Origin of the sequence: Pseudomonas brassicacearum subsp. neoaurantiaca, from assembly GCF_013608025.1 — a bacterium.
Taxonomy (GTDB): Bacteria; Pseudomonadota; Gammaproteobacteria; order Pseudomonadales; family Pseudomonadaceae; genus Aquipseudomonas.
The window spans coordinates 147,313-170,729 of the sequence record NZ_VDLV01000020.1; the positions used below are offsets into that span (position 1 = coordinate 147,313).

The 23,417-nt window shown below is 59.2% G+C and carries 23 protein-coding genes and 1 pseudogene; 13 read left to right on the plus strand and 11 right to left on the minus strand.

What is annotated here, in order from left to right; genetic code table 11:
- The first annotated feature begins 30 nt into the window (after positions 1–30).
- Together FHK92_RS14225 and FHK92_RS14230 are read left to right on the plus strand one after the other, a co-directional pair.
- Positions 31–1,179: an efflux RND transporter periplasmic adaptor subunit gene (locus tag FHK92_RS14225; protein WP_181288588.1), complete on the plus strand. Its 1,149-nt coding sequence runs from the start codon at positions 31–33 to the stop codon at positions 1,177–1,179.
- Positions 1,180–1,192: 13 nt separating this feature from the next.
- The gene (locus FHK92_RS14230) at positions 1,193–4,219 is read left to right on the plus strand and encodes a multidrug efflux RND transporter permease subunit (RefSeq protein WP_181288589.1); all 3,027 of its coding nucleotides are present in this window, start codon (positions 1,193–1,195) and stop codon (positions 4,217–4,219) included.
- A gap of 65 nt (positions 4,220–4,284) precedes the next feature.
- Here FHK92_RS14230 and FHK92_RS27770 read toward each other — a convergent pair whose 3' ends face one another.
- From FHK92_RS27770 to colR, 5 genes are all read right to left on the minus strand, one after another.
- Positions 4,285–4,524 carry a hypothetical protein gene (locus tag FHK92_RS27770; RefSeq protein ID WP_258232665.1) on the minus strand — a complete coding sequence of 80 codons (240 nt, stop codon included), beginning with the start codon at positions 4,522–4,524 and terminating at the stop codon, positions 4,285–4,287.
- A 2-nt stretch (positions 4,525–4,526) separates the two neighbouring features.
- On the minus strand, positions 4,527–5,234 hold the full coding sequence (locus FHK92_RS14235; protein ID WP_181288590.1) for a lipopolysaccharide kinase InaA family protein: 708 nt from the start codon (positions 5,232–5,234) through the stop codon (positions 4,527–4,529).
- A 5-nt stretch (positions 5,235–5,239) separates the two neighbouring features.
- Complete coding sequence (locus FHK92_RS14240; RefSeq protein ID WP_181288591.1) at positions 5,240–5,908, minus strand: class I SAM-dependent methyltransferase; 669 nt, start codon at positions 5,906–5,908, stop codon at positions 5,240–5,242.
- A gap of 114 nt (positions 5,909–6,022) precedes the next feature.
- Complete coding sequence (locus FHK92_RS14245; RefSeq protein WP_181288592.1) at positions 6,023–7,300, minus strand: sensor histidine kinase; 1,278 nt, start codon at positions 7,298–7,300, stop codon at positions 6,023–6,025.
- Positions 7,290–7,973, minus strand: a complete 684-nt coding sequence (gene colR / locus FHK92_RS14250; RefSeq protein WP_181288594.1) for a two-component system response regulator ColR — start codon at positions 7,971–7,973, stop codon at positions 7,290–7,292. The genes FHK92_RS14245 and colR overlap by 11 nt, the downstream gene beginning before the upstream one ends.
- Positions 7,974–8,204: 231 nt before the next feature.
- Here colR and FHK92_RS14255 point away from each other — a divergent pair, with 231 nt between their 5' ends.
- Positions 8,205–8,948, plus strand: coding sequence for a phosphatase PAP2 family protein (locus FHK92_RS14255; protein ID WP_181288597.1), 744 nt, complete (start codon positions 8,205–8,207; stop codon positions 8,946–8,948).
- Between the two features lie 191 nt (positions 8,949–9,139).
- Here FHK92_RS14255 and groL read toward each other — a convergent pair whose 3' ends face one another.
- The 4 genes from groL to FHK92_RS14275 form a co-directional block, all read right to left on the minus strand.
- Positions 9,140–10,783 carry a chaperonin GroEL gene (groL, locus tag FHK92_RS14260; RefSeq protein WP_181288598.1) on the minus strand — a complete coding sequence of 548 codons (1,644 nt, stop codon included), beginning with the start codon at positions 10,781–10,783 and terminating at the stop codon, positions 9,140–9,142.
- A 50-nt stretch (positions 10,784–10,833) separates the two neighbouring features.
- Complete coding sequence (locus FHK92_RS14265; protein ID WP_030142515.1) at positions 10,834–11,127, minus strand: co-chaperone GroES; 294 nt, start codon at positions 11,125–11,127, stop codon at positions 10,834–10,836.
- Between the two features lie 243 nt (positions 11,128–11,370).
- Positions 11,371–11,847 (minus strand): FxsA family protein, encoded by a 477-nt coding sequence (locus FHK92_RS14270; RefSeq protein WP_181288599.1) that lies wholly within the window; start codon positions 11,845–11,847, stop codon positions 11,371–11,373.
- A gap of 66 nt (positions 11,848–11,913) precedes the next feature.
- The gene (locus tag FHK92_RS14275; RefSeq protein ID WP_181288601.1) at positions 11,914–12,645 is read right to left on the minus strand and encodes a HugZ family pyridoxamine 5'-phosphate oxidase; all 732 of its coding nucleotides are present in this window, start codon (positions 12,643–12,645) and stop codon (positions 11,914–11,916) included.
- Between the two features lie 164 nt (positions 12,646–12,809).
- On the opposite strand from FHK92_RS14275, the gene FHK92_RS14280 reads away from it, so the two are divergent.
- Positions 12,810–13,568: an SDR family oxidoreductase gene (locus FHK92_RS14280; RefSeq protein WP_030142518.1), complete on the plus strand. Its 759-nt coding sequence runs from the start codon at positions 12,810–12,812 to the stop codon at positions 13,566–13,568.
- Positions 13,569–13,696: 128 nt separating this feature from the next.
- Here FHK92_RS14280 and apbC read toward each other — a convergent pair whose 3' ends face one another.
- Positions 13,697–14,791, minus strand: a complete 1,095-nt coding sequence (gene apbC, locus FHK92_RS14285) for an iron-sulfur cluster carrier protein ApbC (RefSeq protein ID WP_181288602.1) — start codon at positions 14,789–14,791, stop codon at positions 13,697–13,699.
- A gap of 364 nt (positions 14,792–15,155) precedes the next feature.
- On the opposite strand from apbC, the gene metG reads away from it, so the two are divergent.
- The 8 genes from metG (at position 15,156) to FHK92_RS14325 (ending at position 21,934) form a co-directional block, all read left to right on the plus strand.
- Entirely contained in the window at positions 15,156–17,201 is a 2,046-nt protein-coding gene (gene metG / locus FHK92_RS14290; RefSeq protein WP_181288607.1) for a methionine--tRNA ligase, read from the plus strand.
- A 127-nt stretch (positions 17,202–17,328) separates the two neighbouring features.
- On the plus strand, positions 17,329–17,898 hold the full coding sequence (locus FHK92_RS14295; protein WP_181288609.1) for an Rnf-Nqr domain containing protein: 570 nt from the start codon (positions 17,329–17,331) through the stop codon (positions 17,896–17,898).
- Positions 17,895–18,905, plus strand: coding sequence for an electron transport complex subunit RsxB (rsxB, locus tag FHK92_RS14300; protein ID WP_181288611.1), 1,011 nt, complete (start codon positions 17,895–17,897; stop codon positions 18,903–18,905). Before FHK92_RS14295 ends, rsxB begins: the two co-directional genes overlap by 4 nt.
- Entirely contained in the window at positions 18,886–19,878 is a 993-nt protein-coding gene (locus FHK92_RS14305; RefSeq protein WP_219916052.1) for an RnfABCDGE type electron transport complex subunit D, read from the plus strand. The genes rsxB and FHK92_RS14305 overlap by 20 nt, the downstream gene beginning before the upstream one ends.
- Positions 19,875–20,486, plus strand: coding sequence for an RnfABCDGE type electron transport complex subunit G (locus FHK92_RS14310; protein ID WP_181288613.1), 612 nt, complete (start codon positions 19,875–19,877; stop codon positions 20,484–20,486). The genes FHK92_RS14305 and FHK92_RS14310 overlap by 4 nt, the downstream gene beginning before the upstream one ends.
- Positions 20,479–21,009 (plus strand): Rnf-Nqr domain containing protein, encoded by a 531-nt coding sequence (locus tag FHK92_RS14315; protein ID WP_181288614.1) that lies wholly within the window; start codon positions 20,479–20,481, stop codon positions 21,007–21,009. The genes FHK92_RS14310 and FHK92_RS14315 overlap by 8 nt, the downstream gene beginning before the upstream one ends.
- Entirely contained in the window at positions 21,006–21,644 is a 639-nt protein-coding gene (gene nth / locus FHK92_RS14320) for an endonuclease III (protein ID WP_181288616.1), read from the plus strand. The genes FHK92_RS14315 and nth overlap by 4 nt, the downstream gene beginning before the upstream one ends.
- Positions 21,645–21,751: 107 nt before the next feature.
- Positions 21,752–21,934 (plus strand): PA3496 family putative envelope integrity protein, encoded by a 183-nt coding sequence (locus FHK92_RS14325; RefSeq protein ID WP_030142527.1) that lies wholly within the window; start codon positions 21,752–21,754, stop codon positions 21,932–21,934.
- Positions 21,935–21,988: 54 nt separating this feature from the next.
- On the opposite strand, the gene FHK92_RS14330 is transcribed toward FHK92_RS14325, so the two are convergent.
- On the minus strand, positions 21,989–22,615 hold the full coding sequence (locus FHK92_RS14330; protein WP_181288618.1) for a response regulator transcription factor: 627 nt from the start codon (positions 22,613–22,615) through the stop codon (positions 21,989–21,991).
- A gap of 473 nt (positions 22,616–23,088) precedes the next feature.
- On the opposite strand from FHK92_RS14330, the pseudogene FHK92_RS14335 reads away from it, so the two are divergent.
- Positions 23,089–23,346 (plus strand): annotated as a pseudogene (locus FHK92_RS14335) (hypothetical protein); the annotation flags it as partial.
- Positions 23,347–23,417 lie beyond the last annotated feature (71 nt).

Genomic DNA, 23,417 nt, shown 5'->3' on the forward strand with positions numbered 1-23,417 from the left:
TCTCTCAGCTCTTTTCCAAGGAAGTGGAACATGCTGCGACGCCGCATGCTGATCATGTTGGGTGTTGTCCTGCTGGTGGTGCTGTTGCTGGCAGGCTACAAGGCCTTCTCCATCTACCAGCAGATCCAGATGTTTTCTGTCCCGAAACCGCCCGTCAGCGTTGCCGTGGCCAAGGCCACCGAGCAACCCTGGCAGTCTCGCCTGCCCACGGTCGGCAGCCTCAAGGCCTTGCAAGGCGTTGACTTGAGCCTGGAGATTGCCGGCACGGTGCAAAAGCTGCAGTTCGAATCGGGGCAAAAGGTCAAGGCCGGCCAACCGCTTCTGCAACTGGACAGCGAAGTCGAAAGCGCCCTGCTGGAAACCGCCCAGGCCGACCTTGGCCTGTCGCAGCTGGATTTCGGCCGAGGTCGACAACTGGTCGGAAGCCAGGCGATTTCCAAAGGCGAGTTCGACCGGCTTGCGGCCCAATTGAAGAAGAATCAGGCCACGGTCAACCAGCTCAAGGCATCGTTGGCGAAGAAACACATCGTCGCGCCGTTCAGCGGCACCATCGGCATTCGCCAGGTGGATGTTGGGGACTACCTGGCCAGCGGCACGGTGATCGCCACCTTGCAAGACCTCAGCAGCCTGTACGTGGATTTCTATGTCCCTGAACAGGCCGTGCCTCGGCTCGCCGTTGCCCAAACGGTCAACGTCAGTGTCTCGGCCTACCCAGGCCAGACATTCGTCGGCACCATCAGCGCCATCAATCCCAAGGTCGAGGACAGCACTCGCAACGTGTTGGTGCGCGCTACCCTCGCCAACCCCGATGGCAAGCTGTTGCCCGGCATGTTTGCCAACCTGCAGGTCGTCTTGCCGGACGTAGCCGCCGGCATCGTCGTACCGGAGAGCGCCGTGACCTACACGCTCTACGGCAACTCGATGTACGTGGTAACGCAGAAGAAAGCCGCCGATGGCAACGTCGAGAAAGATGACAAGGGCCAGCCGATCCTGATCGCCGAGCGGCGCTTCGTTGAAACCGGTGAGCGTCGCGACGGGCAGGTCCTGGTGACCAAGGGCGTGCACAACGGTGAACAAGTGGTGATTGCCGGCCAGCTCAAGCTCGACAACGGAACGCCCATCGCCATCAGCGACGACAAGACCCTGACCGAACAGAACAGCCTGCCGCGCGCGGACTGATCAAGGAATCCCCATGGCTTTTACCGATCCGTTCATCCGCCGCCCGGTGCTCGCCACCGTGGTCAGCCTGTTGATCGTGCTGCTGGGCTTCCAGGCCTGGAGCAAATTGCCCCTGCGTCAGTATCCGCAGATGGAAAACGCGCTGATCACAGTTACTACCGCCTACCCGGGGGCCAACGCCGAGACCATCCAGGGCTATATCACCCAGCCAATGCAACAAAGCCTGGCCAGTGCCGAAGGCATCGACTACATGACCTCGGTCAGCCGACAGAATTTCTCGGTGATCTCGGTCTATGCTCGCATCGGCTCCAACAGTGACCGGCTCTTCACCGAACTGCTGGCCAAGGCCAACGAGGTCAAGAACCAGTTGCCCCAGGACGCCGAGGACCCCGTCCTCAGCCGCGAGGCAGCCGACGCCTCGGCGCTGATGTACATCAGTTTCTTCAGCAAGGAATTGAACAACCCGCAGATCACCGATTACTTGTCTCGAGTGATCCAGCCGAAACTGGCAACCCTGCCCGGCATGGCCGAAGCGGAGATTCTCGGCAACCAGGTCTTTGCCATGCGCCTTTGGCTGGACCCGGTCAAGCTCGCAGGTTTCGGGCTGACGGCTGCCGACGTGACCGATGCGGTGCGCCAGCAGAACTTCCTTTCCGCCGCCGGCGAAGTGAAAGGCGAGTACGTCGTTACCAGTATCAACGCCAACACCGAACTCAAGTCCGCCGAAGCGTTCGCCGCGATCCCCCTCAAGACCGCCGGAGACAGCCGCGTGCTGCTGCGGGACGTCGCCCGCGTGGAAATGGGCGCCGAAAACTACGACACCATCAGCTCCTTTGGCGGCACGCCTTCGGTATACATCGGAATCAAGGCCACACCCGGCGCGAACCCCCTGGACGTGATCAAGGAAGTGCGCAAGATCATGCCGGAGATGGAAGCCCAGCTTCCGACCAACCTCAAGGCCGAGATCGCCTACGACGCCACTCTGTTCATCCAGGCCTCCATCGACGAGGTGGTGAAGACCCTGTTCGAGGCGGTACTGATCGTCATCGTCGTGGTCTTCCTGTTCCTCGGAGCCTTTCGCTCGGTGCTCATCCCGGTGGTGACCATTCCACTGTCGATGATCGGCGTCATGTTCTTCATGCAGTTGATGGGCTACTCCATGAACCTGCTGACGCTGCTGGCCATGGTGCTCGCCATCGGTCTGGTGGTGGACGATGCCATCGTGGTCGTGGAAAACATCCACCGACACATGGAGGAAGGCAAGACCCCATTCGATGCCGCCATTGAAGGCGCGCGGGAAATAGCCATGCCGGTGGTCTCGATGACCATCACCCTCGCGGCGGTATACGCGCCAATCGGCCTGCTTGAAGGCCTGACGGGGGCATTGTTCAAGGAGTTCGCCTTGACCCTGGCTGGAGCCGTGGTCATTTCAGGCATCGTCGCGCTGACCTTGTCACCGATGATGTGCGCAATGCTCCTGCGCCATGACGAGAATCCCTCGGGACTGGCCCATCGATTGGACGTGATTTTCGAACGCCTGAAACACCGATATCAACGCCTGCTCCATGGCACGCTCAACAGTCGACCCGTGGTGCTGGTATTCGCGGTGATCGTGCTGTTGCTTATTCCAGTGCTGATCATGTTCACCAAGTCCGAGCTGGCGCCCGACGAGGACCAAGGCATCATTTTCATGATGGCCAACGCGCCGAAGACGACCAACCTCGATTACCTGAACGCCTACACCGATCACTTCATCACGATCTTCAAGGAGTTCCCCGAGTACTACTCCTCGTTCCAGATCAACGGCTACAACGGCGTGCAGTCGGGCATCGGCGGCTTCCTGCTCAAACCCTGGAACGAACGCAACCGCACCCAGATGGAAATCCTTCCCGAGGTCCAGGCCAAGCTGGAAAGCATCCCGGGCCTGCAGATCTTCGGATTCAACCTGCCATCGTTGCCGGGCACCGGCGAAGGCTTGCCCTTCGAGTTCGTCATCAATTCACCGAAGGACTACACGACGCTGCTGCAGATTGCCGAACGGGTCAAGAAACGTGCGCTGGAGTCCGGCAAATTCGCTTTCATGGACATCGACCTGGCCTTTGACAAACCCGAAGTCGTGGTGGATATCGATCGCGCCAAGGCTGCCCAAATGGGCGTTTCAATGCAGGACCTGGGCGGAACCCTGGCAACACTGCTGGGTGAGTCCGAAATAAACCGCTTTACCCTTGAAGGGCGCAGCTACAAAGTCATTGCCCAGGTTGAACGCCCGTTCCGGGACAATCCGGACTGGCTGAACAATTACTACGTAAAGAATGCCCAGGGCGAATCGCTTCCGCTCTCGACGTTGATCAAGGTCAGCGACCGGGCACGACCGCGCCAATTGAATCAGTTCCAGCAACTCAACGCCGTGACTATTTCAGGCTTTCCAACCGTGAGCATGGGCGAGGCCATTGAAACCGTCCGCCAGATTGCCCGCGAGGAGGCCCCGGTGGGGTTCGCCTTCGATTACGCCGGCGCTTCACGTCAATTCGTACAGGAAGGCAGCGCGCTGTGGGTGACCTTTGGCCTGGCGCTGGCGATTATTTTCCTGGTGCTGGCCGCGCAGTTCGAGAGTTTCCGGGATCCGCTGGTTATCCTGGTCACGGTGCCCTTATCCATTTGCGGCGCGCTGATTACGCTGTTCCTCGGCTGGTCGAGCATGAACATCTACACCCAGGTCGGGCTGGTGACGCTGATCGGATTGATCAGCAAGCACGGCATCCTGATCGTCGAGTTCGCCAATCAATTGCGCAGGGAACAAGGCTTGAGCCCGCGCGATGCCGTTGAACAGGCCGCGTCGATACGACTGCGGCCAGTGTTGATGACCACTGCGGCCATGGTGTTCGGCATGGTGCCCTTGATCCTGGCCACTGGCGCCGGTGCGGTCAGCCGCTTCGATATCGGCACGGTCATCGCCACGGGCATGTCGATCGGCACCCTGTTCACCTTGTTCGTACTGCCTTGTGTCTACACCCTGCTGGCCAAAGCCGATAAACGCTGAGACCTGTTAACGGTGGAAAAACAAAGGCTTCGCAAATGCGAAGCCTTTGTTTTTTTGCAAGACGTTCAACTCTGAGGCTTCATGCCTTGGGACAGGCCAAACATGAACAGCAACAGATCATTATCCGGTCGGATTACATCGGTCGCCTTGGCGACTCGAGGCAAAGGGCAATGCGCACCAACGGTGGAAGTACTGTTGGAGGCACCGAGGATCTGTGATCGCGGCTGCTCCCATACCGCGACCGCCATTGATGCAACTGCCAGGGCTCCGACTAGAAACAAACCTCTAGCAATTTCTAGTTTCATCGCTATAAACCTTTGATAGCGCTGCCAAACGCCGCCTCATAAAAATAGACCAGTTTTTTCCAGTCGGAATCATGAAACGACGAATGGCGCCGCAGTTGCTTCATGTCGTGGGAAGCAGCGCTTCGGGCGGTCAGGCGTTGTCGGCATTTCTCAAAATCCAGCAGCGCGACTTCGGCCTTCGCCGACTCGCCTTCTCCGGTCACGCGGACAAACACATGCTTGATGTAGAGGCAGCCATGTTGCCAGCGACCCTTGTGCATACGGGCCAGGTTTTCAGCCAACGACTGGAGAAGCTGCTCATGCACCGCTTCACCGTGACGTTCACGTCCGCCTCCGGCATACCAGTGTTCGATTTCCTGGAACCCCTCCAACGCGTGAGTCACCAATAGTGCACGCCATTTGTGCACGGGGTCTCTTTGGGCGCCACAGAAAAAAATCTGCGGAACCGTGACGTTGAGTTCGCTCAGTGCCGACAATGCGCGCTGCTCACGCAGCACGGTCGGACGACCGAACGGATGCAGCAGGCTGCGGTAGATATGACCCGTCTGGCGCTTGGCATACAGCGTTTCGCCATTATCGCTGATCCGCTGTACACCACTTTCGCCGCCACGGCGCGTATTGGGCTCTTCCACCCATTCACCGCGCTGATTCCAGAAATGATCGAAGCAACTACGAGAAGCCGTTGGGGCTTCTGCTGCTTGTACTGCCATGCCTGTTACCCCTTGCGTAATACGTAAACTCGCCACATGGCATAGAACGGCAGGAAATCCAATTGTTCCTGAATCCGAAACCCGGCCTGTCGAAATTCGTCCTCTACTGTAGCAGCAGGTAACACAAATCGGTTTTGGTAGTCTTTCTGCCCACGCTTTCGCTCCGCGCGTTTGCGTTTCCAGGCTTTGAAATTGCCATCGACCCACAATGAAACGATCACGCTGTCGCGGCTGACACGCTCGAATTCCCGCAGAATCGCCAGTCGATGCGCGGGTTCACCGATGTGGTGGAGCAGGCGCATGCAAAAAATGCTGTCGACGGCGTTATCAGGCAAGGCAATGTCGAACGCAGAAGTCTGCAAAGGTCGTACCCGTTTCACGATATCGGCGGGCTGAGCACTCATTGCGGTTTTAAGCATGGCTTCGGAATTGTCCGCGCCGATAATGACCCGGTTCGGGTTTTCGCCCAGCAGGGGCCAGAAACGCCCCGCTCCGCATGGCAGATCCAGCACCAGGCCCGGATCACCTGCCAAGGTCAGGGCGCGGCGTGCCAGTTGCTGGTCGCGCTGATTGGAAAGACGGCGGCTCAAGCTACTGCGATGCTTGAGAAAATATTGCTTGGCGTGCTGCTCGTCGTACTTTTCGGAAAAATCCAGCTTGACGCTCTTTGACATAGGGGGAGTACTCCGTTACGAATGCCCCCACCTTATGAACCGGCATGTCATCGCTTTGTGAAAAAACCGTCACGAAAATTGACGAATCGTTTCAGGATTTTTCAAGCGCCAGTGTCAGCCCTTTGGATTCAGTTCCACCTCGAAGCGGCAACCGTTGGGCTCCATCGTGCTGAGGCTGACCGTCCAACCCTGGTTCTCGCAGATCCGTTGCACCAGCGACAGCCCCAGCCCCAGCCCTTCGCCGCGCTTTTCGTTCCCTCGCACAAAGGGTTCGAACATCGCCTCGCGTTTCTCCTCGGGAATGCCCACACCGCTGTCTTCGACCACGAAACCTGTCGCGGTCAGCGACATACGGATAAATCCCTGATCGGTGTAATGCAAGGCATTGCGCAACAGGTTGCCCATGACAGCCGTGAGGAAGGTGGCGTTATAGGGTGTATCAAGGGTCTGTCCCGGTTCGAAGATCAACGCCAGCCCTTTGGATTCGATAGGTGCACGCCATACACCGAGCAGGTTTTCCGCGACCTGCCCAAGCGTAAGCCGGGGCGCCATGCCATTGTCTTCGCGCTGGGCCCGGGCGAGCATGAGGAAGGTCTGCACCAATTCGCGCATCTCTTCACTGGCCCGGTTGATTCGCTCCACCTGAGTCCGCCCCCGCTGGTCGAGTGCCGGATTTTCCAACAACAGTTCGCAGGATGTGGCCAGGACCATCAATGGCGTGCGCAGCTCATGGCTGACGTCACTGGTGAACAACCGTTCACGAGTCAGGGCTTGGCGCAGCCGCCCCAACGTAGCGTCGAACGCCACGGCCAGCTCGCCCACTTCATCAGCGGCATAGTCCGGGGCCAGCGGTGGCGCAAGTCCGAGGAGCTGGTCACGATGCCGAACCTGGCGGGCCAGGCGCACGACCGGCGCCATCACCCGACGGGCCAACACCCACCCCAGGAAAACCGCCAGCGCGAGGCTGAGCACGAAGCCCACCAACACCACGGCGAACAAGACCCGTTCACGCTCCTCGAAATCGCTCTGGTCCTGCAGCAACACGTAATGCCGACCGTCTACGATCTCCACCATCGCGTGATAGGACAGTTGTTCGCGAAACACCTCGTGAAAGCCGCGGTCCAGGTGACGTAGATCCTTGGGCAACTCGAAGTCTCCCGGACCGCCGCTGAAGTAAAACAACTGGTCGGGCTCTGGGCGATGGCTCCAGTCCGAAACACTGTCCATCAACAGCAGGCGTTGCAGATCGCCGCCCAGCCCGGCGGAAATCAGTTTTTCTTCAACCAGATGGACCGTCGCTATGATGCCCAGGGCAAAAGCCCCCGCCACCAACGCGCTCATCAACGCGAACGCGATGATGATCCGCTGGGCAAGGCTTTGCTTAAACTCCATCGCGGCCCTCGGCCAAGCGGTAACCGACGCCGTGCACCGTTTGCAGCAGCGGTTTTTCGAACGGTTTGTCGATCACTTGTCGCAGTTGATGAACATGGCTGCGCAGGCTGTCGCTGTCCGGGCAATCATCGCCCCACAAAGCCTCCTCGAGAATTTCGCGACGCAGCACATGAGGACTTTTCTGCATCAGTACCGCCAGCAACTTGAGCCCTACCGGGTTGAGCTTGAGCAGCTTGCCCTCACGGGTAACCTCCAGGGTGTCGAGGTCGTAGCTCAGGTCACCGACTTGCAAGGCACGCCGGCCACCGCCCTGGGCGCGACGCATGACCGCCTCGATCCGCGCCGCCAGTTCCGACAGGGCGAAGGGTTTGACCAGGTAATCGTCGGCCCCGGATTTGAAGCCCTGCAGACGATCATCCAGTTGGTCCCGCGCGGTGAGCATGATCACTGGCGTATCGCGCCGGGCATCTTCGCGCAGACGCTTGCACAGGGTGTAGCCGTCGATGCCCGGCAGCATGATGTCGAGCACGATCAAGTCGTAGTGTTCGGTCGCAGCCAGGTGCAACCCCGACAAACCGTCCTGGGCACAATCGACGGTGTAACCCTTGAGCCCCAGGTAATCGGCCAGGTTGGCCAGGATGTCACGGTTGTCTTCGACCAATAGAATTCGCATGGAAATCTCCTCTGCACACGTAGGCAATCGTCGTGGCCCGCGCAGCTTAAGGCCAAGCGTGTCTCGCGGCTAGGGTTGTATCTGCCTGTGTCAGGGGGAACCAGAAGCACGCATTGCACGGACCGGACCGGATTGACGAGTTTTTCACCCAACATTCACACCTCGCCAACGCAGCGCGGCCCACACTTCGCGCGACGCGCTGTTCACGAACACTCCTTTAAAGGTACTGCCATGGTTTCCACCCTCCTGCGCCCCGCTTCCAGACCGCTGAACTTGCCGGTCGCCCTGGGTATTCCCGCCGTGGTCGCGGTCATTCTGGTACTACTGGAACTGACCACGCTGGACATGGACCTGGCCCGTCTGTTCTACAACTCCGCTGAGGGGGGATTCATTGGCCGGCACAGTTTTTTTCTTGAAGATATCCTTCACGACCGGGCCAAACAGGCTGTTATCGGATTCTCTCTTCTGGCCGTCCTGGGGTTCATCGCTTCGTTTTTTATCGCTCGGCTCAAACCTTTCAAACGCGAGCTGGGCTGCCTGGTCTTGTCACTCGCACTGGCGACGGCCTTTGTCACGCCCTTGAAGGCGGCAACCGCAGTGCAATGTCCCTGGAGCCTGAAAGAATTCGGTGGCAAGGAAACCTACAGTGAATTGTTGAGCCCGCGTCCAGCCACCGACAAGCCTGGCCGATGCTGGCCCGGCGGGCACGCCGCCACGGGTTTCACGTTGTTTGCGCTGTTTTTTGTATTCCGCGACCGCCGTCCGCGCCTGGCCCGTCAATCGCTGATATTTGCCTTTTCACTGGGCACCGTTTTCTCCGTGGGCCGGATGATGCAGGGGGCGCATTTCTTTTCCCATAACGTGTGGACGGCGGTGTTCTGCTGGCTGATTTGCCTGGGGTGTTATTACTGGATTCTTTATCGACCGGTTTCCAGAACTGAGCGTGTAGCCGTCACCCACCCCGCCAATGCCTGAACATACAACAACCCTGTGGGAGCGAGCTTGCTCGCGATGGCGGTGCGTCAGCTCATGTATATGGCACTGCCCCATCGCTATCGCGAGCAAGCTCGCTCCCACAGGGGAATGGCGTCGCTCATGAATCCAAGGCAATAAAAAACCCCGCTTGCTTTCGCACGCGGGGTTTTTATTACAGGGGTAAGGCTGGCTTACATCATGCCGCCCATGCCACCCATGCCGCCCATGTCTGGCATGCCGCCGCCAGCTGGAGCGTCGTCCTTGATTTCAGCGATCATCGCCTCGGTGGTGATCATCAGGCTGGCAATCGACGAAGCCGCTTGCAGAGCCGAACGAGTCACTTTGGCTGGGTCCAGGATACCCATTTCGATCATGTCGCCGTATTCGCCGGTGGCAGCGTTGTAACCGTAGTTACCCGAACCCTGCTTGACCTTGTCGACCACAACGCTTGGCTCGTCGCCGGAGTTGGCAACGATCTGGCGCAGAGGTGCTTCAACAGCGCGACGCAGCAACTGGATGCCGACGTTCTGGTCGTCGTTGTCGCCTTTCAGCTCGCTGATGGCCTGCAGGGCACGAACCAGTGCCACGCCACCGCCAGGTACCACGCCTTCTTCGACGGCTGCGCGGGTTGCGTGCAGGGCGTCTTCAACGCGGGCTTTCTTCTCTTTCATTTCAACTTCGGAACCGGCGCCAACCTTGATCACCGCAACACCGCCGGACAGCTTGGCCAGGCGCTCTTGCAGTTTTTCACGGTCGTAGTCGGACGAAGTCTCGGCCACCTGGGCGCGGATCTGGGTCACACGAGCCTGGATATCGGCATCGTTGCCAGCGCCGTCGATCACGGTGGTGTTTTCCTTGGACAGGATCACGCGCTTGGCGTTACCCAGGTGCTCCAGGGTGGTGCTTTCCAGGCTCAGGCCGATCTCTTCGGAGATAACGGTACCGCCGGTCAGTACGGCGATGTCCTGCAGCATGGCCTTGCGACGGTCGCCGAAGCCTGGCGCCTTGACGGCTGCGACTTTGACGATGCCACGCATGTTGTTCACGACCAGGGTCGCCAAGGCTTCGCCTTCGACGTCTTCAGCCACGATCAGCAGTGGGCGGCCGGCTTTGGCAACGGCTTCCAGCACTGGCAGCATTTCGCGGATGTTCGAGATCTTCTTGTCGACCAGCAGGATCAGCGGGCTGTCCAGCTCGGCAACCATGGTGTCTGGCTTGTTGACGAAGTATGGCGACAGGTAGCCACGGTCGAACTGCATGCCTTCTACAACCGACAGTTCGTTTTCCAGGCCCGAGCCTTCTTCAACGGTGATCACGCCTTCCTTGCCAACTTTTTCCATGGCTTCGGCAATGATGTCACCGATGGAGTTGTCGGAGTTGGCCGAGATGGTACCCACCTGGGCGATCGCCTTGGAGTCAGCGCAAGGCTTGGCCAGGCCTTTCAGTTCCTTGACGATGGCGATGGTCGCCTTGTCGATGCCGCGCTTGAGGTCCATCGGGTTCATGCCGGCAGCGACGGCTTTCAGGCCTTCGTTGACGATCGACTGAGCCAGTACGGTCGCGGTGGTGGTACCGTCACCGGCGTCATCGTTGGCACGGGAGGCAACGTCTTTGACCAGTTGCGCGCCCATGTTTTCGAAGCGATCTTTCAGCTCGATTTCCTTGGCTACGGAAACGCCGTCCTTGGTGATGGTCGGAGCGCCGAAGCTCTTCTCGATGATCACGTTACGGCCTTTCGGGCCCAGGGTCGCTTTTACTGCGTCAGCCAGGACGTTGACACCGGCGAGCATTTTCTTGCGGGCGGAATCGCCGAATTTAACTTCTTTAGCAGCCATGATCGATATTCCTTAAATACTTTTTAGTAGCGGGAAAATGAGCGGGGGAATCAGCCTTCGAGAACGGCGAGGATTTCGCTCTCGCCCATTACCAACAGGTCTTCGCCGTCGACTTTCACAGTGTTGCTGCCGGAGTAAGGGCCGAACACAACCTTGTCACCCACTTTCACGGCCAGCGCACGTACTTCACCGTTTTCCAGTGCTTTGCCTGGACCTACAGCGAGAACTTCACCGTGGTTGGCTTTCTCGGCAGCCGAACCTGGCAGGACGATACCGCCAGCGGTTTTCTTCTCTTCTTCGCTGCGACGGATGACGACGCGGTCATGCAGAGGACGAAGCTTCATTGTCGATCTCTCCTAATTTTGGTTTTCATCGGCCGGTGTAGTCCCGGCGGGTTTAACAAAAGCCGGCGGAGCCGGGGTGCGGTTCGTCAAGCGAACCGCGGAAGTCTGTCCGGTGTCGCCACCGGAAACCTTGCGGTGACCCATACATAAGGGCGTGCAAGTGGATTACAAGGGCCGGGGTAGAAATTTTTTGTGTGTCGCCGCCAAAACGAACACGGCGCCCGAAGGCGCCGTGTTGGGGGTTTACTTGGAATCCCGGTGTTCGAATTCGCCTTCGATCACGTTAGGCTCGCGGCCCACAGGCTGACGCGGAGCCGGTCCGCCACGGGGTTGAAGATCATCGGCAAACGCTCGCTGACGCATCGCCTGATCTTCGGCGCGCTGGCGCATCTTGTTCGCCAGCAGCCTGCGGGTAAACGGCAACAGCAGAACCAGGCCCAGCACGTCGCTGATGAAACCTGGCAGGATCAACAGGCCGCCGCCCAAGGCCAGCATCAGGCCTTCGAGCATGGTCTGGGCAGGCAGCTCGCCACGGCTCAGGCTTTCACGGGCCCGCAGCGCCGTGGCGAGACCGGCGATGCGCAGCACGAACACGCCGAGCATCGAACCGAGAATGACCAGCAGCAGCGCCGGGAAGAACCCGATCGCACCGCTGACCTTGACGAATACGAACAGCTCCAACACCGGGAACAGCAGAAAGAGCAACAAAAAAGGGCGCATCAAAGGGTTCCTCTACGCAAGAATGCCTTGCTATGAAAACCTAGATGACGTCGCCCTTTCGTGAATTCAAGCACCAACCTCGGCATTTTTTGGCCATTGCTCGGCGTGGGCCAGATAAACCAAGGCCTCGCGAACTTGTGTCGGCGTGTTGCAAGAGTTCGGAAACGCCAGCCAATGCAACCCCTGCCCGATTCGCAGGTGCATGCCTTCGCTGTCGATGCCGACCAATTGCGCCGGTTCTGTTTTCGGCAGCCCCGTCAGCGCGACGTAATGGGCGATCGCCTTGGCGTGATCGGCATTCATGTGTTCGATCATGCTGGCTTCGGCCTTGCCGGCGAAAGGATTTGCCAGGGTGAGCTGGTCGATCCAGTGAATGGCGCCGAAACCACCAATGTAGCGATGGCGCACCGGGTCGAGGACCCAGAAGTCGAAATCGTGGGCTTTGTGGTAGTTCTGCGATTCAGGGAAATAACGGTAGTAACGCTCGGCAGCGGCCTCGATCGCAATGCTGTCTTCGAGTCTGCGGGCCTCGGCCAGATAGGTCAGGCGCCCCACCGCTTGCACATCCTCAGCGCCCCGCTCGCCCACCAGCATCGAGCACTTGGGATCTTTCTGCAGATTGTGGGTGTGCTGGGCGATGCGGCTGATCAGGATCAACGGCCGGCCCTGCTCGTCCAGGCAATACGGCACGACGGAGCCGAACGGAAAACCCGGCATCGACTTGGAATGGGTGGAGAGCATCCCCCGGTATTCCTTGAGCAGCAATTCTCGGGCATGCTTGGCAACGTCAACGCTCAATTTATGACTCCTTTGAAGAGATCCGTTTAGAAAACGGTCGGGCGACTGAAGGATGTTTCAGTGCGCCGTCGGGGCAGTTCTCATGTGCAGCCGGGCTACACCGTCGCAGATCGAGAGGCCTCCATGAAGGTATTCCTCCAACGTTCTGCCACCGGGGCATGCGAATGCAACTCACCGACAAAGTAATCATTATCACTGGCGGTTGCCAGGGCCTGGGCCGCTCCATGGCGGAGTATCTGGCTGGCAGGGGCGCAAAGCTCGCCCTGGTCGATCTCAATCAGGAAAAACTCGACCAGGCGGTCGCCGCTTGTGCCGCCAAGGGTGTCGAGGCCCGTTCCTACGTGTGCAACGTGGCGAACGAGGAGCAGGTCAGCGACATGGTTGCCCGGGTAGCCGAGGATTTCGGCGCGATTCATGGCCTGATCAACAACGCAGGTATTTTGCGTGATGGGCTGCTGCTCAAGGTCAAGGACGGCGAAATGACCAAGATGAGCCTGGCTCAATGGCAAGCCGTGATCGACGTCAACCTCACCGGTGTATTCCTGTGCACCCGTGAAGTGGCGGCAAAAATGGTCGAGTTGAAGAACAGTGGCGCGATCATCAATATTTCCTCGATATCCCGTGCGGGCAACATCGGCCAGACCAACTATTCCGCCGCCAAGGCTGGCGTCGTCGCAGCTACCGTGACCTGGGCCAGGGAATTGGCGCGCTATGGCATCCGCGTGGCAGGCATCGCACCAGGTTTCATCGAAACCGAGATGACCTTGGGCATGAAACCCGACGCCTTGGAAAGAATGACCTCCGCGATCCCGCTCAAGCGTATGGGCAAACCCGAGGAAATTGCCCATTCGGCCGCCTATATCTTCGAGAACGACTACTACACCGGTCGGATCCTGGAGATGGATGGCGGGATGCGGATCTAAGGGACTGCACATAATCAATGTGGGAGCGAGCTTGCTCGCGATGGCGCCGGGTCAACTTGCATCAATGTTGAATGTCAGGCCGCTATCGCGAGCAAGCTCGCTCCCACAGGGGATTGTGTTTCAAAGCATCAATCGTCGCTGACGGTGATATTTGGCATCGCCGGTGACGCAGCTTCCTGCAACACGATCCGCGCGCCGACGTGGCGGGCCAATTCCTGGTAGACCATGGCGATCTGGCTGTCCGGCTCGGCGATGACGGTCGGCTTGCCGCCGTCGGCCTGTTCGCGGATCACCATCGACAGCGGCAGCGAGGCCAATAGCTCGACGCCGTACTGGGTCGCCAGTTTTTCCCCGCCACCTTCGCCGAACAGGTGCTCGGCGTGCCCGCAGTTCGAGCAGATGTGCACCGCCATGTTTTCCACCACGCCCAGCACTGGGATGTTCACTTTACGGAACATCTCCACGCCCTTGCGCGCGTCCAGCAGGGCCAGGTCCTGGGGCGTGGTGACAATCACCGCGCCGGCCACCGGGACTTTCTGCGCCAGGGTCAGCTGGATATCGCCGGTGCCCGGCGGCATGTCGATCACTAGGTAATCCAGGTCGCCCCAGGCGGTTTGCGTGACCAGTTGCAGCAAAGCCCCGGACACCATCGGTCCGCGCCAGACCATCGGCGTGTTGTCGTCGGTCAGGAAGGCCATGGACATGACCTCGACGCCGTGTGATTGCAGCGGCACGAACCACTTCTGGTCCTTGATCTGCGGGCGGGTACCTTCGGCAACGCCGAACATGATGCCCTGGCTCGGACCGTAGATGTCCGCGTCCAGAATCCCCACCTTTGCCCCTTCGCGGGCAAGCGCCAGCGCCAGGTTGGCGGCAGTGGTGGACTTGCCCACGCCGCCCTTGCCCGATGCTACGGCAATCACATTCTTGACGTTTGCCAGCCCCGGCACCTGGGCCTGGGCCTTGTGCGCGGCGATCACGCTGTTGATCTCGACTTTGGCGGCGGCCACGCCGTCCAGGCCTTCGATCGCCATCTGCAGCATTTGCGCCCAACCGTTCTTGAACAGATCGGCGGCGTAGCCGATTTCCAGCCGGACGCTGACGCGATCGCCCTGGATATCGATGGCGCGCACGCACCCGGCGCTGACCGGATCCTGGTTCAGGTAGGGGTCGGTGTACTGGCGAAGGACGGCTTCCACCGCTGCGCGATTGACGGCGCTCATGGGCAACTCCGATAGCAAGACTTGAAAACAGGCCGCTATCCTACGCCGCGCGCTCCCGCGTGGCGACCCGATAACAGCAGGGCGAAAATCTTTTGTGGCGAGGGGATTTATCCCCGCTGGGTTGCGAAGCGACCCCAAAACCTGGCGCCTCGGTGAATCAGACGGGCCTGGTACGAATGTTTTGGGGGACTGCTGCGCAGTCCAGCGGGGATAAATCCCCTCGCCACAGGTTGTGCCTGTGCTGCCCCGGCAACGCATCCGTTTACTGCTCCAGCAATGCATCTGGAAACAGGTCCGTGGGGTGAAATATATTTCCCGGCGCTTTATAGTGGCCGACCTCCGTTTCATCAAGTAGCCGAGCCCCATGTCCGAGCCACGCAAGATCCTCGTCACCAGCGCCCTGCCCTATGCCAATGGTTCGATTCACCTTGGCCATATGCTGGAATACATCCAGACCGATATGTGGACGCGCTTCCAGAAACATCGCGGCAACCAATGCATCTACGTCTGCGCCGACGACGCCCACGGCTCGGCCATCATGCTGCGCGCGGAAAAGGAAGGCATCACCCCGGAACAACTGATCGCCAACGTCCAGGCTGAACACAGCGCCGACTTTGCCGAGTTCCTGGTGGACTTTGACAATTTCCACTCCACTCACGCCGAAGAAAACCGTGAGCTGTCGAGCCAGATCTACCTGAAGCTGCGTGACGCCGGGCATATCTCCACCCGTTCGGTCACGCAATATTTCGACCCGGAAAAGAAAATGTTCCTGGCCGACCGCTTCATCAAGGGCACCTGCCCGAAATGCGGCACCGAAGACCAGTACGGCGACAACTGCGAGAAATGCGGCGCCACCTACGCACCGACTGACCTGAAAGACCCGAAGTCGGCGATTTCCGGCGCCACACCGGTGCTCAGGGACTCCCAGCATTTCTTCTTCAAGCTGCCTGATTTCCAGCAGATGCTGCAAACCTGGACCCGCAGCGGCACGCTGCAGGACGCGGTCGCCAACAAACTCGCCGAGTGGCTCGATTCCGGCCTGCAAGAGTGGGACATTTCCCGCGATGCGCCGTACTTCGGCTTCGAGATTCCCGGCGAACCCGGCAAATATTTCTACGTGTGGCTGGACGCGCCGATCGGCTACATGGCGAGCTTCAAGAACCTGTGCGACCGCACCCCGGCGCTGGACTTCGATGCGTTCTGGGGCAAGGACTCCACCGCTGAGGTGTATCACTTCATCGGCAAGGACATCGTCAACTTCCACGCGCTGTTCTGGCCCGCGATGCTCGAAGGCGCCGGCTTCCGCAAGCCGACCGGCATCAACGTCCATGGCTACCTGACCGTCAACGGCCAGAAGATGTCCAAGTCCCGCGGCACCTTCATCAAGGCGCGTACCTACCTGGATCACCTGTCGCCGGAATACCTGCGCTACTACTACGCGGCCAAGCTCGGCCGTGGCGTCGACGACCTGGACCTGAACCTCGAAGACTTCGTGCAGAAGGTCAACTCCGACCTGGTGGGCAAGGTCGTCAACATTGCCAGCCGTTGCGCCGGTTTCATCCACAAGGGCAACGCTGGCGTGCTGGTGGCCGGTAATGCCGCGCCGGAACTGACCGACGCCTTCCTGGCCGCCGCGCCAAGCATCGCCGACGCCTATGAGAGTCGCGACTTCGCCCGCGCCATGCGCGAGATCATGGCCCTGGCCGACCGTGCCAACGCCTGGATCGCCGACAAGGCCCCGTGGTCGCTGGCCAAGCAGGAAGGCAAGCAGGACGAAGTCCAGGCCATCTGCGCCTTGGGCATCAACCTGTTCCGCCAACTGGTGATTTTCCTCAAGCCGGTGCTGCCGTTGCTGGCCGCCGATGCCGAGGCGTTCCTCAATGTGGCGCCGCTGACCTGGAATGATCACCAGATCCTGCTGAGCAACCATCAGCTGAACGAGTTCAAGCCGTTGATGACCCGCATCGACGCCACCAAGGTCCAGGCCATGATCGACGCGTCCAAGGAAGACCTGGCCGCCAGCCAGACCGATACCGGCGGCCCGAGCGGCAACGGTGAGTTGGCCAAGGACCCGCTGTCGCCGGAAATCGATTTCGACGCTTTCGCTGCGGTCGACCTGCGCGTGGCACTGATCGTCAAGGCCGAAGCCGTCGAAGGCGCTGACAAGCTGCTGCGCTTGACTCTGGACATCGGCGATGAGCAACGCAACGTGTTCTCCGGCATCAAGAGCGCCTACCCGGACCCGGCCAAGCTTGAAGGTCGGTTGACGATGATGATCGCCAACCTCAAGCCACGCAAAATGCGTTTCGGTATTTCCGAGGGCATGGTGATGGCGGCGGGCCCCGGCGGCGAAGAGATCTACCTGCTGAGTCCGGACAGCGGCGCCAAGCCGGGTCAACGGATCAAGTAACGCGACTGCACACGGCACCGATCCCACAGTCGTTATCGAGCGACTGTGGGATTTTTCATATCTGGCCCGTCCTCACGGAGTGCCGGATAATGCCTAATCTTGTCACAGGCCCTGTCGCCCCATACCCATGACCGAAATCTTCTTATCCCTGTTGAGCGCGGCCCTGATCAACAATCTGGCGTTGCATTGGCCGCTGGGCGTCGATCCGCTGCTGGCAGCCAGGGGGAGAAGCCAGGTACACGCCTTGGGCCTCGCGACGGCGTGCCTGATGCTCTGTGTCGGTAGCCTGGGCTATCTGGTCGACCGATGGTTGCTGGCCCCGGCTGAGCTGACATCGCTACAGTTATTGGTGTGGCTGCCCATGAGCGTCTTGCTGATCGGGCCGGTGCTGCGGCTGCTGGGGCGCTGGCTGCCCATGCTGCCGTTTGCCGGCCTGTGGCCGCTGCTTCTCGGCAATGCCGGCATACTGGGCCTCGCGCTGCTCAACCGGGAGGCCACGGGCCTGGGCGATGTTATGACGTCGAGCCTGGGTGCCGGACTGGGTTTCTGGCTGGTATTGAGCCTGTTTGACGACTTGCGGCAGCGAATCCTCGACAACGATATTCCCCTACCTTTCCGAGGGCTGCCGATCCAACTGATCAGCGCCGGCCTGATGGCGGTGGCTTTTCTCGGATTGCGCGGGCTGGTCAAGACATGAACCTGATTCAACACATCGATGCCTTGCTCCCGCAGACTCAGTGCGGCAAGTGCGGTCACCCGGGATGCAAGCCATACGCCGAAGGCATCGCCCAGGGTGAGCCGATCAACAGATGCCCGCCCGGCGGACAAGAGACCATCGCGGCCCTGGCCGAGCTGATGCGGGTACCGATGCTGGAACTGGACACCAGTCGCGGCACGGCGCCGGCGCAGATCGCGTTTATCCGGGAAGCCGAATGCATCGGCTGCACCAAGTGCATCCAGGCCTGCCCGGTGGACGCGATTGTCGGCGCAGCAAAGCTGATGCACACCGTTCTCATCGACGAATGCACCGGTTGCGATCTCTGCGTGGCACCGTGCCCAGTGGATTGCATCGAGATGCGGCCGCTGCCGATCGCAACTGTAACGCCGGTCGTTGGCGGATTGGCCGCCAGCGACGAAGAACGGCAAGCAAGAACCGCCAAGCGCAATAAAGCTCGCCGACGCTTCGAACTACGCAACGCTCGCCTGCGTCGCGAAGAAGAACAGCGCCAAGCCGAGCGTTTGGCCCGAACCCAGCGAAACGCCCAGCAAGCCCAGGCGCAGCCACTCGATCCCGTGCAAGCCGCGCTGGAGCGAGTGCGCGCACAAAAAGCCGCCACGGCTGACGCCGCGCTGAAGAAAGCCAAGGTCGACCTGGCCATGAGCCGGGCACAGTTGCACAAATCCTTGAAAGCGTTCGGCCACCCGCCAACCTTCGAGCAACAGTCACAGCTGATCGCGCTGCAACGCCAGTTCGAAGCGGCTGAACAGGCATTGGCCCGGTTGGAAAGCGCTGCATCGCCCGCCACACCGGTACCGGCGCCCGTAAATGATGCTGAACTGAAGCGGGCGAAGATCCAATTGGCAATGCGTCGCGCCGAACTCAGCAAAGCCCGGGCTGCCGCCGCCTTCCCTGAGCAATTGCAGGCACTGGAACAGGCCGTCAAAGATGCCGAAGAGCAGGTAGATGTCCGTGCCGCTCGCTGATCCGCTGGACGAACGGCTGCGGCAGGCGATGCGGCGGGTGCTGTTGGCGACGCTGCCCGGGGTGCTGGCCTCGGTGTGGGTCTTTGGTTGGGGTGTATTGCTGAACTTGTTGTTGTCCGGACTCACCGCGCTGGCGATCGAGGCACTGGTATTGCGTTTGCGGCGACGGCCGCTCGAGCCTGACCTGCGCGACGGCAGCGCATTGGTCAGCGCCACATTGCTGGCCCTGGCCTTGCCCGCGTACTGCCCTTGGTGGCTGACCGTGACGGCGGTCGCCTGCGCCTTGTTGTTTGGCAAGCACCTTTGGGGTGGGGTCGGCAGCAATCCGTTCAATCCGGCAATGCTCGGATATGCCTTGGTGCTGTTGGCGTTCCCCCAACATCTGAGCCAATGGCCAACGACCCATGGCCTGGGCCTGATCGACGGTTTGCGCCTGGTGGCCGACATGGGCCAGGCCCCCGATGGGTGGGCCGGCGCCACCGCGCTGGACAGCCTGCGGATCAACACAAGCCTGACCCTGGACGAGCTGTTTTCCAGCAACCCGGCGTTCGGCCGTTGGGGTGGACGCGGTGTCGAATGGATCAACCTGGCATTCCTGGTCGGTGGTCTGTTCCTGCTGCACCAACGTGTATTTACCTGGCACGCCCCGGTGGGCATGTTGGCCAGCCTGTTCACGATCAGCCTACTGTTCTGGAACGGTTCGGGTTCGGATTCCAACGGCTCGCCACTGTTTCATCTGCTGACCGGCGCAACCATGCTCGGCGCGTTTTTTATCGTGACCGAACCCGTATCGGGCGCCAAGGCTCCGCTGGCCCGGCTGTTGTTCGGCGCAGGCACGGGGTTGCTGGTCTACCTGATCCGCACCTGGGGGGGATACCCCGACGGCGTGGCGTTTGCGGTGTTGTTGATGAATCTCGGCGTACCGGCTCTGGAACGTTTCGTCGAGGCAAGACAGAGGCGCCCGCTGACATGAAGAAAACCACTAGCGCTGCGACTCTGGTATTGCTGGGTGGTCTCGCCATCGGCGCCACGTATCTGCTGCAAATCAGCACCGCCGAACGCATCGAGGCGCAACGCCAAGCCGTCGCCAACCGGACCTTGCTCGAGGTATTGCCAGTCGACCTATATAACAATCAGCCATTGGCGCAACCTGTCATTGCGACCCCGGTGACGCTGCCCCGCAGCACGTTGCTGGGCGCTTACCTGGCAACTCGCGACGGGACGGCCAGCGCCGTGTTGCTACGCAGCCAGGTACAGGGCTACGAGGGCAGCATCGAATTATTGGTCGCGGTGGATCCGGAAGGACGAGTGTTGGGCGTAAAGACCCTGCGTCAGTCGGAAACCCCCGGCCTGGGCGCGGCGATTGCCGGTTGGCCGAATGCGTGGCTGCAAACCTTCCATGGCAAGTCGCGCCAGGCGCCTGTCGATGAGGGTTGGGCGTTGAAAAAGGATCACGGCCAGTTCGATCAGGTGGCTGGTGCGACGGTGACATCCAAGGCGGTGCTCCAGGCTGTCCACGATGCGCTGCGTTATTTCGACGAGCACAAGGCTCGGCTGACCGGGGCGATCAGTCATGAGTAATTCCGCCTACTGGCCCCGTGGCCTCGTACTCGTACCCCTGGTGGGCGCCAGCGGCTCGCTGGTCAATGTACTGATCCTCTGGCTCGCCTGGGCTTTGATCAGCTTCGCCCACGGTTCGACAATGGCGCTGCTGAGGCCACGCCTCACGGATTACCAAGGGCTCATCGCATCCAGCCTCGTGGCCGCAGCGATGACTGCCTGCGCGGATCTCCTCGCACAGGCCTGGATACTAGAGCGACAGGACGCGTTGAGCGTGTATATCGGATGGATCGCATTGAGCTGCGTGGCGCTGGAACATGTCGCGGTCGGCGAGCGCCGCCTGACGGTTCATCTCAGGTTGGCGGGACAATTCGGCCTCCTGGCCATCAGCCTGGGCACGTTGCGCGAGCTGATCGGCAGCGGCATGCCATTGGCCCAGCTCGCTCCTGGCGGTTTCATTCTGCTGGGCCTGCTGCTCGCCGCGTATCAAGCCTGGATAGGCAATAAAACCCGTTCCACCCTACAGGAAACGTCGCGCCCATGAACGCCGCAAAACGTCTGGAAATCTTTCGTCGATTTCATGAAGACAACCCGGAGCCAAAGACCGAACTGGCCTACTCCTCCCCCTTCGAGTTGCTGATCGCGGTGATTCTATCGGCTCAATCCACCGACGTCGGCGTCAACAAGGCCACGGCCAAACTCTTTCCTGTTGCCAACACACCTCAGACGATCCTTGCCCTGGGCGTCGAAGGGCTGTCTGAATACATCAAGACCATCGGGCTATTCAACAGCAAGGCAAAAAACGTGATCGAAACCTGTCGCCTGCTGATCGAGCGCCACGGCGGCGAGATCCCCCAGACCCGCGAAGAGCTGGAAGCCCTTCCCGGCGTCGGCCGCAAGACAGCGAACGTTGTGCTCAATACCGCATTCCGACAATTGACGATGGCAGTCGACACCCACATTTTCCGCGTCAGTAACCGGACTGGACTGGCCCCGGGCAAGAACGTAGTGGAAGTGGAAAAGAAGCTGATGAAATTCGTTCCCAAGGAATATCTTCTGGATTCCCATCACTGGCTGATTCTGCATGGACGTTACGTCTGCCTGGCGCGCAAGCCCCGTTGCGGGAGCTGCCGGATCGAGGACCTGTGCGAGTACAAGCACAAGACATCCGACGATTGACGCGCTATTGCTTTTGTTTATCCGTCGATTGAAAAAATCTTTTTTACCCGCCGGTGGTTTATCGATATAAGGAGCGCGAATGGCAGTCTTAGCCTGGAGCCGAACCCATGAGTACTGGCAAAGAACAATTGGATGTAGAAGACGATTTCATCGCCGTTGAGGCTGACGACGCGGAACCGGTGGTGGTGGAAGTGGCGAAAACCAACCTGAGCAAACGCCGCACCATCGACAACCTATTGGAAGAGCGTCGCTTGCAAAAACAACTGGCCGATTACGATTTTGACCTCTGACACGTAAAAGCCTCCCTGGTGGAGGCTTTTTGCTGTGTGCCTGTGGCCCTGGACTCAGACCAATCCATTTCGCTGTGCCAATTCGATCAGGTCGACCAGTGAACGGGCGTTGAGTTTCAACAACAGGCGGGTCTTGTAGGTACTGACGGTCTTGTTGCTCAGGAACATCGCGTCCGCTATTTCCTTATTGGTTTTTCCGCGAGCCAATTGCTGCAAGACCATCATTTCTCGTCCGGACAGACGGTTCACCATCTCGGACTCACTGGCATTACCAAGACTTGAACGTACCGTGTGCAATGCCTGGTTGGGAAAGTAACTGTACCCCGACAGCACGGCCTTAATTGCACTTAACAGCTCGGTCAGGTCCTGTTGTTTGCAAACATAGCCCGCTGCCCCCGTCTGCATGCAACGCATCGAAAAATGTCCGGGAGCCTGGGACGTCAATACCAATACTTTCAAAGGTGTTGGATTGACGGCCAGGCGTGCGATGACTTCCAATCCGTCCAACTTCGGAATTCCAATATCCAGGATAACAATATCGGGCATTTGTTCCCGGGCAATCTGTAATGCATCAACGCCATTATCCGTTTCGGCGATAACTTCATATCCATGACGCTCCATTAGTAAACGTACAGCAAGACGAATGACGGGGTGATCATCCACGATCAGCACTTTATTCATGGGCAAATCCAATTTCGCTGTTCGAATTTTTAGAGCGTGCACAATAGCGTAGTCATTTTCCCTTCGCATGCCGCTTCCCCTGAGCGCTCGCAGCGAAAGACAAAACCTACAAACATTACAGAAAATTCCTACAAATAATACGCGAAATAATGTGGCAGGAATTCTCCGAAAAATCGAAGCGCCGAATCTGACGTCCCGAAGACCCGATGAATGAAGCGACTTCTCTTGGAGAAAAAACACACCTCAGTTCACATCGACAATATCTTCACAAAAAGTAACTGATTTATTTATAGACGCACGGTAAAAATTTCACTCGATCGAATCAGGTTCTGTATAAAAGAATTGCTCGACATCCACAACTCAAAAAAATGTAATTGCGTTTTTGGCCAAGCCGTTTTGTTTCGAGCCAACACACCAAATCCATTTAATTAAAACCTCAATCACCGAGCATAAATTATCCATGAGCCTTTATCATGAACAATACTCAAAGAACCATTACCAACCCCATGACGCTGATTGCCATACTCGCAACGCTATCAGAGACATCCGCAGCGATATCCCTGCCCTTTCTGGATGATGAAGATCGTGAATGCTATATCTGGTTCCTGATCGGCTTTCCCTTTTACTTGTCGCTGCTGTTTTTTCTCACACTCAACTTTAATTACCGTTCTCTGTATACACCTTCGGACCTCGATAAAAGCAAACACGTCAAGAAGACCACGAACGGCTCAACCGGCCGGCGCGGACATACATTACATCGAGGAAGGAAAAATCAGCGTCGTTTGATGCGTCTTCGTCGGAG

Coding starts and splice junctions, on each gene's coding strand:
- rsxB (WP_181288611.1), top strand. CDS start 17,895: ATGAACCTGATTCAACACATCGATGCCTTGCTCCCGCAGACTCAGTGC.
- FHK92_RS14245 (WP_181288592.1), bottom strand. CDS start 7,300: ATGGAGTTTAAGCAAAGCCTTGCCCAGCGGATCATCATCGCGTTCGCG.
- FHK92_RS14255 (WP_181288597.1), top strand. CDS start 8,205: ATGGTTTCCACCCTCCTGCGCCCCGCTTCCAGACCGCTGAACTTGCCG.
- FHK92_RS14240 (WP_181288591.1), bottom strand. CDS start 5,908: ATGTCAAAGAGCGTCAAGCTGGATTTTTCCGAAAAGTACGACGAGCAG.
- FHK92_RS14305 (WP_219916052.1), top strand. CDS start 18,886: ATGTCCGTGCCGCTCGCTGATCCGCTGGACGAACGGCTGCGGCAGGCG.
- metG (WP_181288607.1), top strand. CDS start 15,156: ATGTCCGAGCCACGCAAGATCCTCGTCACCAGCGCCCTGCCCTATGCC.
- FHK92_RS14310 (WP_181288613.1), top strand. CDS start 19,875: ATGAAGAAAACCACTAGCGCTGCGACTCTGGTATTGCTGGGTGGTCTC.
- apbC (WP_181288602.1), bottom strand. CDS start 14,791: ATGAGCGCCGTCAATCGCGCAGCGGTGGAAGCCGTCCTTCGCCAGTAC.
- FHK92_RS14225 (WP_181288588.1), top strand. CDS start 31: ATGCTGCGACGCCGCATGCTGATCATGTTGGGTGTTGTCCTGCTGGTG.
- FHK92_RS14280 (WP_030142518.1), top strand. CDS start 12,810: ATGCAACTCACCGACAAAGTAATCATTATCACTGGCGGTTGCCAGGGC.
- FHK92_RS14235 (WP_181288590.1), bottom strand. CDS start 5,234: ATGGCAGTACAAGCAGCAGAAGCCCCAACGGCTTCTCGTAGTTGCTTC.
- FHK92_RS14295 (WP_181288609.1), top strand. CDS start 17,329: ATGACCGAAATCTTCTTATCCCTGTTGAGCGCGGCCCTGATCAACAAT.
- groL (WP_181288598.1), bottom strand. CDS start 10,783: ATGGCTGCTAAAGAAGTTAAATTCGGCGATTCCGCCCGCAAGAAAATG.
- FHK92_RS14330 (WP_181288618.1), bottom strand. CDS start 22,615: ATGAATAAAGTGCTGATCGTGGATGATCACCCCGTCATTCGTCTTGCT.
- FHK92_RS14325 (WP_030142527.1), top strand. CDS start 21,752: ATGAGTACTGGCAAAGAACAATTGGATGTAGAAGACGATTTCATCGCC.
- FHK92_RS14265 (WP_030142515.1), bottom strand. CDS start 11,127: ATGAAGCTTCGTCCTCTGCATGACCGCGTCGTCATCCGTCGCAGCGAA.
- colR (WP_181288594.1), bottom strand. CDS start 7,973: ATGCGAATTCTATTGGTCGAAGACAACCGTGACATCCTGGCCAACCTG.
- FHK92_RS14270 (WP_181288599.1), bottom strand. CDS start 11,847: ATGCGCCCTTTTTTGTTGCTCTTTCTGCTGTTCCCGGTGTTGGAGCTG.
- nth (WP_181288616.1), top strand. CDS start 21,006: ATGAACGCCGCAAAACGTCTGGAAATCTTTCGTCGATTTCATGAAGAC.
- FHK92_RS14230 (WP_181288589.1), top strand. CDS start 1,193: ATGGCTTTTACCGATCCGTTCATCCGCCGCCCGGTGCTCGCCACCGTG.
- FHK92_RS14315 (WP_181288614.1), top strand. CDS start 20,479: ATGAGTAATTCCGCCTACTGGCCCCGTGGCCTCGTACTCGTACCCCTG.
- FHK92_RS27770 (WP_258232665.1), bottom strand. CDS start 4,524: ATGAAACTAGAAATTGCTAGAGGTTTGTTTCTAGTCGGAGCCCTGGCA.